Here is a 12,989-nt window from a genome sequence, read left to right as displayed (position 1 = left end):
CAGCGGGGCATGATAGGGGAGCGATCAGAGAGTCATAAAGGAGGAGAGTAGCCGAAAGAGACATTCGAGTAGATCGAGAGTGGCAGGAGTGACAGACGGTGCGTCGGCCGCATGCTTCCATCGCCGCATCTTCGCCGCCGCCCCTTGAGGCCGAGTGAGGTCCGGACCTAGCGTCGAGAGATCGAGACACACCGATTCAACAGGGGGAATACACGGTGCATTTCGACATTCTCGGCCCGCTCAAGGTCACGACCGACCAGCGTGACTACACACCCAGCGCGGCCAAGACCCGACAGGTTCTGGCTCTTCTGCTGCTGCGTTCGGGGCAGACCCTGAGTCTTGACTCGATCGTCGAAGAGCTCTGGGGCGAAAACCCGCCACGCAGTGCCGTCACCACGTCACAGACCTACATCTACCAGCTGCGCAAGGCCTTCGCCGGGCAGTCCTGGGGCGATTCCGACAGCCAGGTGATCAGCACCGTGTCGCCTGGGTACGTCCTGCGGACCGAGGGGTCCCGCATCGACGTCCGGGAATTCGAGCGGCTGGTCGCTGAGGGCCAGACGCTGCTGTCACTGGGCCAGGCCACGCAGAGCGTCGAGGCGCTGAACCGCGCCCTCGCCCTGTGGAGGGGGCCCGCTCTGTCCAACGTGGACAAGGGACCTCTCCTGGGGGCGTACGTCGCCCACCTGGAGGAGCGGCGCATCGCCGCCCTGGAGCTCCGGGTGTCCGCCGAGATGGAACGCGGCAATCACCGGGGCGTCATCGCCGATCTCCGGAAGCTGGTGGCGGCGCACCCGTACAACGAGTGGTTCCACTCCCAGCTGATCGCCGCCCTCAACATGGCCGGTCGGCGGGTCGAGGCCCTGCAGGCGTACCAGACGATCCGGCTGCTGCTGAGCGAGGAACTGGGCCTGGACCCGTCCCCCGACCTCCAGCGGATCCACCACGAGGTGCTCTCCGGCAGCGTCGAGATGTCCTCCCGGGCCGTGGGGGTCGGCAGTCACGCGTGACCCGGCCGCTATGACAAGCCTCGAATAGCGTTCGAACGGCGTCGCGAATCATCGGCATACCGATTCGTGAGGAGACGTCGTTGCGCTGGGAAAGCGTCTTTGTCGCAGGATCGGGGACCTGTCCGGCCGAGCCCACCCCGATCCGCTCGGGCTTGGCTCCCTCGGACTTCTCGCTGCTGTTGCACGGCAGCCTGGTTCCAGGGGCTGGACATCTGGCCGGCCGCGTCCTGCATCTCCGAGCGGACCCTCGGCTCCTACGTGCCCGCTCTCGATGTCCAGCAGCGGTGCAACATCGGCGTCAGTTCACCGGAACTCGCCGCCGCGCACCTGCGGGCCGGGCAGGGGGACGCCGTCGTGATCACGACAGGCGGATCGTTTCGCCCCGCCGAGGGCCGACCGCTGGACCTGCGCCGGGGGACCGCGTACGCCGACGGCGGGACGGCCATGGTGCTGTCCCGCCGGGGCGGGTTCGCGCGGCTGCTCTCCACCGTCACGGTCGCCGACAACTCGCTGGGGCCGCGGCCAGGGGCGATGAGCCCTTTGCCGCGGCCCCCAGGTCCGGGGCCGGGGCCGGGACCATCGACCTGGCCGCCCGTGCCGCGGCGCACCACGCCCGGTCCGACGCCCAGGAACTCGGCACCCGCACCTTCCGTGTCATGCAGGACGTCATGACCGGCGCCCTCGACGACATCGATGCCGACATCTGCGATGTCGCCCGCGTGGTGGTGCCGGCGGTCGGCCGGGGCGAGAACGGCTCTTACCTGCTCGGGCTGATGGGCGTGGCCGTGGAGCGCACGACGTGGGACTACGCGCGCCGGGTTCACGACGACCGCCGCCGTCCTGGAGATCACCAGCATCCCGTAACAAGCCGACAGGAAAGGCCGCCAGATGACTGACGCCCCGACCACCCCGCGCGAGCCGGTCCTCGTGCAGGACCTGCTTGAGAAGGCCGTCGCCGAGCACCCCGACGCGACCGCCGTCACCGACTCCACCGGTTCGTGGACCTACTCGGAACTGGCCGAGCACGCCCGGGCGTTCACCGGCTGGCTGCAAGAGCGCGGGGTCGGGCCGGGGGACCGGGTGTGCGTGCGGCTGGGCAACGTCCGCGAGGTGGTGGCCATGCTCTTCGGCACGCTCCGGAACGGCTCCGTGTTCGTACCCCTGGGTCCGGCGCTCATGCCCTTCCACCTCACCGCCGTCCTCGCCGACTGCGAGCCCGCTCTCACCGTGGCCGCCGGGGACGACGTACCACTGCTCTCCGCGCTCACGGACCGGGTGTTCGACCTGACTGACGTCCGGTCCGCCCTCGACGCGTCCGGGCAGCCGGCCGCGTCATGGACCGTGCGAGACGAGGGCACCGGCGACGACCTCGCACTACTCATGTACACCTCCGGCAGCACGGCCGCCCCCAAGGGCGTCATGTGCCCCCACCGGTCGGTGGTGTTCGCGGTACGGGCGATCGCCGAACGGCTGGCGTACCAGCCCACTGACGTCGTGCTCACCGCGATCCCTCTCTCCTTCGACTACGGGCTGTACCAGGTCTTCCTCGCCGCCCTCGCCGGCGCCGAAGTGGTCCTGTCCCAGCCGGAGGCACACACCCGGCTGATGGGTCTGCTGTCCGGGCACCGGGTCACCGTGGTGCCGGTCGTGCCCTCGCTCGCGGAGATGCTGCTGCGCCTGGCCGACCGGGGACGGCACGGGGAGGCCCCACCGGTCCGGCTCTTCACCAACACGGGCGCCGCACTGGCGGGACCGCTCATCGAGCGGTTGCGCGCCGCCTTCCCCAAGGCCCGGGTCGCTCCGATGTACGGCATCACCGAGTGCAAGCGTGTCACCGTCCTCGAACCGGACGGCGACCTGGACCATCCCGGTTCGGTGGGCAGAGCGCTGACGGGCACCGAGGTGCTCGTACTGGGCGAGGACGGAGCGCCACTGCCACCGGGTGACACCGGACAGATCGCCGTCCGCGGCCCTCACCTGATGGCGGGTTACTGGCGGGCGCCGGAGCTGACGGCCGCGCGCTACCACCGTTCGCCCGTCACTGGTGACGTGACCCTGCTCACCGGCGACTACGGTCGGCTGGACGCCGAAGGCCATCTCTACTTCGAGGGCCGCAGGGACGACCTGTTCAAGCGGCACGGCGTACGCACCAGCGTGTCGGAGATCGAGGCGGCGGCGCTGGACATCGAGGGCGTCTCCGAGGTCGCCGTACTGCCCCCCGAGGGCACCCGCGACCTCACCCTCCTCGCCGTCACGACGCTCACCCCGGAACAGGTCCTCGGGGAGCTGGGCCGCCGCCTTGAGCAGGTCAAGGTCCCGGCCGTCTGCCACATCCGGGACGGGCTCCCGCTCACCCCCAACGGCAAGACGGACCGCAAACGGCTCCGTGAGGAACTACAGGCCGCCGGAACGGAACCGGGCGGCGACACACGCGAAGAGAGGACCCCCTGATGCTGGACACGGAATTCGAGAAGATCCTGCTCACGGTGTTGCGGACCTCCGCATCGGAGACCCCGCTGGGGCCTGACAGCGACCTCAGAGCGGCCGGGCTCAGCTCTATCGGCACGATCGATCTGCTGATGCGCCTGGAGGAGCGGTACGGCGTCAAGTTTCCGGACAGCGCGTTGAACGGGCGCACGTTCGCCACCCCACGCGCCCTGTGGGACGTGCTCGAAACGTATCGCGCCAAGGCATAGCCGGTGGACGCCCAGCTCTTCCGGGACTTCTTCAGCTCCTTCCCGACAATGGTGTCGGTTGTCACGGCCCTCGACGCCGACGGCGAACCCCGCGGCTTCACCTGCAGCGCCATCACCGCCGTGTCCGCCGAACCACCCATGCTGCTGGTCTGCGTGGACAAGCGCTCGCAGACCCTGCGCGCCCTGCGCTCCTCGGGCGCCTTCGTGGTCAACATGCTGGCGGCAGACGGCCAGGAGGCCGTACGCGTCTTCGCGGGGCGCTCCGACCGGAAGTTCACCCACGTCCGCTGGCGTCCTGCGCACGTTGCGGCCGGCGCGCCGGTGCTGCTGGACGGCGCGTATGCCCACGCCGAGTGCTCGGTGGTGCGGACCGTGGAGGCGGGTGACCACTGGATCTTCATCGCCACGGTGGACCACTGCGAGGTCTCGTCCCGCCCGCCGCTACTCCACCAGCGCGGGACCTTCCACGCGTGGCCGGCCCGCGCGCCGGTGGACGTCCGGTCCTGACAGCACAGCCGACCGCCGACGGCCCTCCCTAGGAGCAGCCTTGAACGGGCCTCCAAGGGAGGGCCGGAGGATCGGCGGCGTACTCGGGAGCGGTGGCACCCGTTCCCAGATCCACCGCCCTGCCCTTCCTTGTTTCTCGATGTCTACTAGAGGTGTCACTGCCATGGTCGACCTAGCGATAGAAACGGCCGGGCTCTCCAAGGTCTACGTCGGGGGCAGTCAGTCCGTCCCAGCGGTGACGGGCCTGGACCTGGAGATCCGGACCGGCGAGCTGTTCGGGCTGCTCGGCCCCAACGGTGCGGGAAAGTCCACGACGATCGGCATGCTCACGACTCTGGTCACCCCGACCGGGGGACGGGCGACCGTCGCGGGCGCGGACGTGATCAAGCGTCCCGTCGACGTCAAGCGCAGGATCTCGGTCGTCACCCAGGACACCGGGCTCGACCGTGGCCTGACCCTCAGCCAGAACCTCGAAATGCGCGGGCGGCTCTTCGGCATGAGCGGCAGGGAATCCCGCCGGCGCGCCCTGGAGCTGTTGGAGGTCTTCGGCCTGGCGGAGCGGGCGAAGGCGAAGGTGGGATGGGTCTCCGGCGGCCAGGCGCAGCGCCTGAAGATCGCCCGGTCCCTGATGCACCGGCCCGACGTGCTCTTCCTCGACGAACCCACCACGGGCATCGACACCCAGGCCCGCCTCAACCTCTGGGAGGCGCTGCGGGAGCTCCACGCCTCCGGGCAGACGATCGTGCTCACGAGCCACTATCTGGAGGAAGTCGAGTCGCTCTGCCAGCGGGTGGCAGTGATCGACGACGGTTCTCTGCTCGCCTGCGACACCGTGGCAGGACTGAAGCGGACGGCGGGCGCGGACACCGTCTTCACCATGGACTTCGACGGCCCCGCCGAGCCGGTCGCGGAGACGGCGGGCAAGCTGCCCGGCGTACGCAGGACCGAGACCGACGGCAACCGGCTGCGGGTCTACTCCACGGAGCCCGAGGGCCTGTTCGGCAAGCTCGCGGACGCGGGCGCCGACCACGGCCTTTCGGTCGGCAACGCCTTCTCCACACCGCCCAGCCTCGAGACGGCCTTTCTCGCCCTGACCGGAAGGGACTTCCAGGCATGAACGCCTATGCGGCACTCGACGCCGGCCGGCCCCGGCCGCACGCCACCTACGCCAAGGCGTTCCGCGCGCTGTTCTGGCGCGATCTGCTGGTGTGGCGGCAGGACGCGATCATGTTCCTGATCAAGGTGCTTTCGCAGCCGGTGCTGCTCACCTTCACCTTCGCGTTCGTGCTGCCCAAGGTCGGCAACGGCGTGGGCGGCTCGTCGGCGTATGCGACCACCCTGGTGCCCGGGCTCGTCGCCGTCGCCATCGCGAACCAGGGCCTCACGAGCGTGATGATGCCGCTCCTGATGGAGCTGACCTACAAGGACATCGAGGACCGGGCTCTCGCCCCGATCCCTCTCTGGTCGGTGGCTGTCCAGAAGATCATCTCGGCCGGCTTCCAGGGCCTGCTCTCCGGGGTCGTGGTCTTCCCCGTGGTCATGGTGGTGCACGCCAAGGGCCAGGCCCCGGACGTCCATGTGCACAACTGGCCGCTGTTCCTCGCCGTGCTGATTCTGTCCTCGATGCTCGCGGCGAGCTGCGGGCTGGTCTGCGGAACGCTCCTTGAGATCCAGAAGGCCAGCACCATGATCGTCCTGATCGTGCTGCCGATGACGATGTTCGGCTGCGTGTACTACTCGTGGTCGGCGCTCCGCTCCATCGAATGGCTTCAGTACGCGGTGCTGATCAACCCCGTCGTCTACATGAGCGAGGGGATGCGGGCCGCCCTCACTCCCCAGCTCGGCCACATGCCCATCTGGGCGGTGCTGGGCGTGCTGACCCTCGCGGTCGCCGCCGTCGGGACCTTCGCCTGCCACCGCTTCGTCCGCCGCATCCAGAGTTGAGAGGCCGCTCGCCCATGCGACTTGAGCTGAACGGCGTCACGCCGTTGGAACTCCCCACCGACCGGCCCCGGCCGGCTCCGCCGGACCCCGGCAGGGACCGGGTCGCCTTCACGGTGCCCGCCTCGTTCGCTGCCACCGCCCGGTACGCGACGCTGCTCACCGCCTTCGCCACTCTGCTGGCTCGCCACAGCGGGCAGTGGAGCGTGCCGGTCGGCACCCCGGGCCTCGGCACACCGGCGCTGCTGTGCGAGCTGACCGGCGACCCGGCCTTCGACGAGGCCGTCGAGCGGGTCGGCCGCACGCTGGCGGACTCCACGACCACGCCGTCGGGTGACCTCCCCTGCCGGGTGCTCTTCGACCTGTACGAGGAAGAGGCCACCGCACCCGCCACGGCGACCGGCGCAGACACCGAGCTGGCCATGCGGCTCCGCACGGAGCCGGACGGGTCGATCGCCGGGGTGCTGGAGTACACCACCGCCCTGTTCGACCAAGACACCGTCGAGCGAATGGCCGAACGGTTCCTGGCCCTGCTGACGGCCGCGGCACAGCGGCCGGAGACACCCTTGTCCGCCCTGGAGCTGCTCCCCCCGGCCGAACGCGACCTGCTGGTACGTCGCTGGAACGACACTGCCGTGCCGCGCTCGTGGCGCCCGGTGCATGAACTCTTCGCCGACCACGTGGGGTCCGCCCCGGACGCGGTCGCCCTGGTCGATGCCGGATCGCCGGACGGCACCCACGTGACGTACCGGGAACTCGACGAACGGGCCGAGTGGTACGCCAGGCGGCTGCTCGTCGCTGGCGTGCAGCCCGAATCCGTGGTCGGCGTGCTGGCCGACCGGAACCCCGAGCTCGTGGCCGCTCTGCTCGGCGTGTGGAAGGCGGGTGCGGCCTACCTGCCGCTCAACCCGGAGCTGCCCGCCGACCGGATCCACTACATGCTCGAGGATTCCGGGGCCTCCGTCGTGATCGCGGAGGCCGGACACCGGAGGCTGCTGCCGGAGGGGTTTCCCGGTGCGGTCCTGGAGCTCGGCACCGGCCCGGCCCCGGCGGTCGCGGCACCGCCGCGGCCCTCCACGGCCGGCCGGCTCGCCTATCTGATGTACACCTCGGGGTCCACCGGACGCCCCAAGGGCGTGAAGATCGAACACCGGTCTCTGGTCAACCTGCTCCTCGCCATGCGCGACGAGGTCGGCGCCGGCGGCACCTGGCTGGCCGTCACCTCGACGTCCTTCGACATCTCGGGCCTGGAGCTGTACCTCCCGCTCGTCTCCGGCGGCCGGATCGTGCTGGCGGGCACCGAGCAGGCCCGCGACGGCCAGACCCTGGTGAAGGCGATCGAGGCCCACGAGGTGAGCCACGTCCAGGCCACCCCGTCCAGCTGGAAGCTGTTGCTCCAGGCGGGGTTCGACTTCCCTTCGGTCGTTGCCCTGGCTGGCGGCGAAGCGCTCTCCCTCGATCTCGCCCGGCGGCTCCGGCCCCGGGTGCGGCGGCTCGTCAACGTGTACGGGCCAACCGAGACCACCATCTGGTCCACGCTGTGGGAGGTGCCGCGTGACCCCGACCGGGTCGCCATCGGACGGCCTCTGCAGAACACCACCGTATACGTACTCGACGAGCGCCAGGCGCTCCTGCCGGTCGGGGTGCCCGGCGAGCTCTGCATCGGCGGCACCGGGCTCGCCCGGGGTTACCGGAACCGGCCCGACGAGACCGCCGCCCGCTTCGTCCGCAACCCGTTCGGGCCGCCGGGGTCCCGGCTCTACCGCACCGGCGACATCGTCAGGACCCGCCCCGACGGCACCCTCGAATACCTCGACCGGGCCGACAACCAGGTGAAGATCCGCGGACATCGCATCGAGCCGGACGAGATCGCCGCCGTACTGCGCACCCACGACGGGGTCGCCGACGCCCTGGTCGTTGCCGCCGCGATCGGGTCCGAGCAGCACCTGGTGGCGTACTGGATCCCGGCGGATCCGGACCGGCGGGCGACCGACACCGAACTCGTCGGGTACTGCCGCCTGCGGCTGCCCGCCTACATGATTCCGATCCGCTTCCTCGCCCTGGACGCCTTCCCGCTCAACCTCAGCGGAAAGGTGGACCGCAAGGCGCTGCCCGCGCCGGACCTCATGGAGCCCGCCGCCGATGATGCCGGAGCGCCCCCGCTGGCGGGGCCGGTCGCGGAACGCCTGGCGGCCCTGTGGAGCGAGCTGTTCGACGGACTGCCGATCCACCACGCCGGGCACCACTTCTTCGAGCTCGGCGGCACATCCTTGCTCGCGGCCCGCCTCACGGCCGGAATCCGCGAACACTTCGGGCTCACGGTCCCCCTGAGCACCGTCTTCACCCACCCCACCCTTGCCCGCCTTGCCGAGGCCGTGGAAGCGGGCACCAAGGCGGAGATCGATCCGCTCGGCGTCACCGACGCGTCCGGAGCGGTACGGCTGCCTCCGCAGCCCGCCAGCTACCTCTCGGGGGAGGAGACACCCAGCACCCGGTACGTGTGCCAGCTCGCCTGGTGGATCGAGGGCGAGGTCGACCGCGGCGCCCTCGCCGCGGCCCTGGCCGACGTGCAACGGCGGCACGAGGCGCTGGGCGCCCGCTACCTCGTGGACGAGGGCCTGGCCGTGCCGGCCGTGGAGGACCGTGAGCCGGAATTCCACGACCTGCCCGACGCCGGAACCGAGGACGAGGCGGTGGCGACGCTGCGGGCGACGCTCTTCCGGCCCCTGGACATCGCGAACGGCCGGGTGTGGCGCACCGCCGTCCTGCGGTCCGGGGACACCGGCCGCACCCTGTTCGGGCTGACGGCTCATCATGCCGCCTTCGACGGGCTCTCCGAGGAGCCGTTCGCCGCCGATCTCAGTGTGGCCTACCGGGCTCGCCTGGCCGGAGCGGCACCCGTCTTCCCGGCACCGGCCCCCACACTCACCGAGCTCGCCACCGCCTACCAGCAGGGACTGGCGCTCGCCGACCTGACGTCTCAACGACGCTTCTGGAAGCACGAGATGGACGGGCTCCCGGAGCTCGAACTCCCCCAGCACCTGCCGTCCATGGCGGCGTCCGGCCCCATTGCCAAGGCCCAGGCCCACGTCACCGCCGCCGAGCTCGCGCCCTGGGACGACCACTGCCGTCGGCGCGGCAGCAGCAGGACCGGGGCCCTCGTGGGCGTGTACGGTGCGGCGCTCGCCGGCCTCACCGGCCAGAGCGACTTCGGGATCATGGTGCCGGTCGCCAAACGGACGGTGCTGGGCGGTATCACCTGCCGAATCGACTCCGTGTGCGTACGGCTGCGGTCCGCCTCGGGCGCGGACTGGTTCGACGCGGCCCAGGACGCGGTCGCCGGTGCGCTGGCGGCGCAGGACGTCACCTTCGGCGATGTCGCGCGGATGGCGTTCATGGCGGGCAGCGGACTCTCCCTGCTGAACCTGCCGATGCTGCTCCTGCACGACGAGGGGCTCCCCGTGCTGACGCTGCCCGGCTGCCGGTCCCAGGTGCTGCGCCTTGACTCACCTGCCACGGCCACCGAGATCGAACTGGCCGTCAAACCCGGTGCCGACGATGGCCTGGAACTGACGGTCAGTACCCGGGCCGACCGGCTGCCCGCCGGGTTCGGCCGACGTGTCCTCGACGAGATCGTCCGCATGCTCCGCGCGGCACCGGGGGCCGCGCCGCGGACCTCCGCCACCGCGACCGATCAGGAAATTCAGGAGGTGACGCACTGATGGATCTGGGACTCTCGGGCCGCACCGTGCTCGTCACAGGTGCGACCGGCGACCTGGGAACCGTGGTGGCCAGGGCATTCGCCGCGGTCGGCGCACGGGTCGTGACCGGATACAACACCAACCGGGAAGCCGCCGAGCGGCTCGCCGAAGAGCTCGGCAACGGCTCCTTCGCCATCCGCTACAGCCTCGACGACCCCGATTCCGTCGCCGCTGCGGTGACGGAGATCGAGCGCTCCCACGGCGGCCTCGACGTGCTGGTCCCGCTGGCCGCGCGGCTCTCGGGCCGCCGTCCCGACGCGGACTCCTTCGCGACCGCCCCGCCCGAGGAGTGGGTGCCGTTCGTCGAGGACAACCTCCTGCGGACGCTGCGCACCGTGCAGCTCGTGCTGCCCGCCATGCGGGAACGCGGCTGGGGCCGGATCGTCCTGGTCTCCTCACACCTCGCCCGGAACGGCCGTGCGGGCATGGAGTTCTACGGTGCCGCCAAGGCGGCGCTGCATGGCTTCACCCGCAGCCTGATGTGGGACGCGGGAGCCTCCGGTGTGCTGGTCAACGTCGTCTGCCCCGGGGTGACTCTCACCGAGCGGGTCCGGGCCAGGATGCCCGAGCAGGCGCGCGAGGCGGAGCGGGCCGCGACGCCCAGCCGCACGCTCACCCGGCCCGAGGACGTGGCCAACCTGATCGTCTTCCTGGCATCGGCGGCCAACGGCAACATCACCGGCGAGTCGGTCACCGTCGCCGGCGGGCGCTGACGCGTACGTCACCGAGGAGAAGCCTTGCGCGTACTGTTCACAGCCATCTGGCCGACTCATCTCATGCCCATGGTTCCGCTGGCCTGGGCCCTGCGGGCGGCCGGCCACGAGGTCCTGGTGGCGGGCGACGCCGACGTGGCACTGGCGGGCACGAGGGCGGGCCTGTCGGCGGCGGAGATCGTCGGCGTCCCGCCCGGAGGAACCGCGGCGGCCCCGTCGGTCGCCGACCGGACGCGCCGCCGGGTGGACACCTATCTGGCCGGCTACCGCGAGACGGCCGACACCTGGCGGCCCGACCTGATCGTCACCGATCCGCTGGAGTGGAACGCGCTGATTCTCGGCGGGCTCCTTGACATTCCCGTCGTCCATGTGCGGTTCGGCCCGGGAGACCTGCCCGACACGGCGTTCCGCGCGGCGGCCGAGGCCCTGAGGGACAGCTGCGTGGCGCTGGGCCTTGCCGACGGGCTGCCGGAACCCGACCTCATTGTCGACCCCTGCCCTCCCGGCCTGCAGACACCCGGCCTGCGCCCCGCGCGCCAAGTCCGGTACGTGCCCTACAACGGGCCGGGCTCGTTCCACCCGGAGCTGCTCACCTCCGCCGCCCGCCGGCGGGTGCTCGTCCTCTTCAGCGTTGACGGACTGGAAAAGGAACCCGTCCTTGCGCTGATGAAGAACCTGCTGCGCGGCTGCGACCGGCTGCCGGGCACCGAGACGCTGGTGGCGGCTTCGTCGTGGCTCCGTGAGAGCCTGCGCGAGAGCGAGTCGTACGGCTCCGTACGGGTCATAGACCCGGTACCGATCCAGTCGCTCCTGTACGACTGTGACCTCGTGGTGCACCACGGCGGGCACGGCACGGCGGGCACGGCCGCCGCGTACGGCGTGCCGCAGGCCGTCGTCGTGCCCCCGCTTCCCGAAGGCCCGAGGCATTCCCTGCTCGTCGACTGCGCCGAGCGCGTCCGGGCGTTCGGGGCGGGCCGATGGCTCGACGACCCCCAGACCCTCGCCACCCCGGACGGCATCGCCGCCGCCCTGGCCGAGGCACTGGACGAACCGGCATACCGCGACCGGGCGAACCGGCTGCGTACCGGGATCGACGCACTTCCCACGCCCGCCGACCTGGTCGGCGCTCTTGAACAGCTCTGCACGGAGGACGCTGGTGCGCATACTCGTCGGGGCCACCTGGCCCACTCACCTGATGCCGATGGTTCCGCTGATCTGGGCGCTGCGCTCGGCAGGGCATGACGTCCTGGTGGCGGGCACGGAAGACGTGGTCCGCGCGGCCGAGACCGCCGGACTGCCCGCCGCCTCGCTCGGCGCAGGCGACGGCGTGCCGCGGAAGCGGAGCGTGCCGGGACACCTGGGCGTGGACCGGGCGGGGGAGCATGGCGGGGTATGGGAAGCCGGGTGGGACCGGCTCGCGCGGCGGTGGCTCGGCAGGATCGACACCGTGCTCGACGACTATCTCGCCCTGGCCGCCCGGTGGCGGCCGGATCTCGTGCTCTGTGAGCCGCTCGAGTTCAGCGGGCTGATCGTGGGCGGCGTCCACGATGTGCCGGTGGTGCAGCACCGGTGGGGACCCGATGTCCTCACCACCCAGGCCTGGGGACCGGCCCGGGAAATCCTGCACACCGCCGCGGTGGAGGCCGGATGCGACAGCGGCCTTCCGGCGCCGTCGCTCATCGTCGACCCCTGCCCGCCCAGCCTGCAGCACCCCGAGGCGGCCGCCGCACGGACGGTGCGCTACCTGCCGTACAACGGGCCGGGCAGGCTGCCCGCCGAGGTGCCCGCGCGGAGCGGGCGTCGCGTCCTGGTCTGCCTGGGCACCCGCTCCCTGGCCCTTGACGGCCGCCGGGAGCTGACCATCGCGGCTCTGGAGGCGTGCGCCGGGCTTGAGGCCGTCGTCACCTGTGTCCCGGAGCACCAGGAGGAGCTGCGGGCGCGGGCGCCGGAGTCGGTGACGATCGTCGACCCGGTGCCCCTCAACCTGGTCATGGACGGCTTCGACTGCGCCGTCGTCTACGGCGGGGCGGGAACCACCCACACGGCGCTTCACTTCGGGGTGCCCCAGGTCGTACTCGCTCCCGGACATCCGGTGCTGCAGGTGCTGGGCGAGCGGCTGGAGGCGTGCGAGGCGGGCCGGCTGGTGCCCGAGGCGGAGCAGGGTGATCCGGAGCGGATCCGGGCGGCGCTCCTTGACGTCCTGGACGATCCACGGCACCGGGAGGGCGCGGAGCGGCTCCGGGACGAGATGGCGGCTCAGCCCGCACCGTCCGAGCTGGTCGGGGCCCTGGAGGCGCTGGCGCGCTAGCCCGCGTCCGCTCCCGTGGCTTCGAGGGCAGCTCTAAGATCCTCTGCCACGAT

General features: G+C 71.2%; 11 protein-coding genes. All 11 read left to right on the top strand.

What is annotated here, in order from left to right:
- The first annotated feature begins 215 nt into the window (after nucleotides 1-215).
- The 11 genes from AVL59_RS46130 (at nucleotide 216) to AVL59_RS46080 (ending at nucleotide 12,936) form a co-directional block, all read left to right on the top strand.
- The gene (locus tag AVL59_RS46130; protein ID WP_067316363.1) at nucleotides 216-1,010 is read left to right on the top strand and encodes an AfsR/SARP family transcriptional regulator; all 795 of its coding nucleotides are present in this window, start codon (nucleotides 216-218) and stop codon (nucleotides 1,008-1,010) included.
- Nucleotides 1,011-1,666: 656 nt separating this feature from the next.
- The gene (locus AVL59_RS52930; RefSeq protein WP_067316362.1) at nucleotides 1,667-1,906 is read left to right on the top strand and encodes a hypothetical protein; all 240 of its coding nucleotides are present in this window, start codon (nucleotides 1,667-1,669) and stop codon (nucleotides 1,904-1,906) included.
- Nucleotides 1,899-3,461, top strand: coding sequence for a class I adenylate-forming enzyme family protein (locus tag AVL59_RS46120; RefSeq protein WP_067316360.1), 1,563 nt, complete (start codon nucleotides 1,899-1,901; stop codon nucleotides 3,459-3,461). Before AVL59_RS52930 ends, AVL59_RS46120 begins: the two co-directional genes overlap by 8 nt.
- On the top strand, nucleotides 3,461-3,706 hold the full coding sequence (locus tag AVL59_RS46115; protein ID WP_067316358.1) for a phosphopantetheine-binding protein: 246 nt from the start codon (nucleotides 3,461-3,463) through the stop codon (nucleotides 3,704-3,706). Before AVL59_RS46120 ends, AVL59_RS46115 begins: the two co-directional genes overlap by 1 nt.
- Nucleotides 3,707-3,709: 3 nt before the next feature.
- Nucleotides 3,710-4,213 (top strand): flavin reductase family protein, encoded by a 504-nt coding sequence (locus tag AVL59_RS46110; RefSeq protein WP_067316357.1) that lies wholly within the window; start codon nucleotides 3,710-3,712, stop codon nucleotides 4,211-4,213.
- Between the two features lie 163 nt (nucleotides 4,214-4,376).
- Nucleotides 4,377-5,330, top strand: a complete 954-nt coding sequence (locus AVL59_RS46105) for an ABC transporter ATP-binding protein (protein ID WP_237281830.1) — start codon at nucleotides 4,377-4,379, stop codon at nucleotides 5,328-5,330.
- Entirely contained in the window at nucleotides 5,327-6,157 is an 831-nt protein-coding gene (locus AVL59_RS46100; RefSeq protein WP_067316353.1) for an ABC transporter permease, read from the top strand. Before AVL59_RS46105 ends, AVL59_RS46100 begins: the two co-directional genes overlap by 4 nt.
- A gap of 14 nt (nucleotides 6,158-6,171) precedes the next feature.
- Nucleotides 6,172-9,876, top strand: a complete 3,705-nt coding sequence (locus AVL59_RS46095) for a non-ribosomal peptide synthetase (protein ID WP_067316351.1) — start codon at nucleotides 6,172-6,174, stop codon at nucleotides 9,874-9,876.
- On the top strand, nucleotides 9,876-10,628 hold the full coding sequence (locus AVL59_RS46090; RefSeq protein WP_067316349.1) for an SDR family NAD(P)-dependent oxidoreductase: 753 nt from the start codon (nucleotides 9,876-9,878) through the stop codon (nucleotides 10,626-10,628). Before AVL59_RS46095 ends, AVL59_RS46090 begins: the two co-directional genes overlap by 1 nt.
- 24 nt (nucleotides 10,629-10,652) lie before the next feature.
- Nucleotides 10,653-11,870 (top strand): nucleotide disphospho-sugar-binding domain-containing protein, encoded by a 1,218-nt coding sequence (locus tag AVL59_RS46085; RefSeq protein ID WP_067316347.1) that lies wholly within the window; start codon nucleotides 10,653-10,655, stop codon nucleotides 11,868-11,870.
- Nucleotides 11,824-12,936 carry a nucleotide disphospho-sugar-binding domain-containing protein gene (locus AVL59_RS46080; RefSeq protein WP_159400230.1) on the top strand — a complete coding sequence of 371 codons (1,113 nt, stop codon included), beginning with the start codon at nucleotides 11,824-11,826 and terminating at the stop codon, nucleotides 12,934-12,936. Before AVL59_RS46085 ends, AVL59_RS46080 begins: the two co-directional genes overlap by 47 nt.
- Nucleotides 12,937-12,989: the final 53 nt, after the last annotated feature.

Source organism: Streptomyces griseochromogenes, assembly GCF_001542625.1.
In the GTDB taxonomy this organism is placed as follows: Bacteria; Actinomycetota; Actinomycetes; order Streptomycetales; family Streptomycetaceae; genus Streptomyces; species Streptomyces griseochromogenes.
The sequence above is the reverse complement of the archived record's forward strand: the minus strand, read 5'-3'. Positions and strand labels throughout refer to the sequence as shown.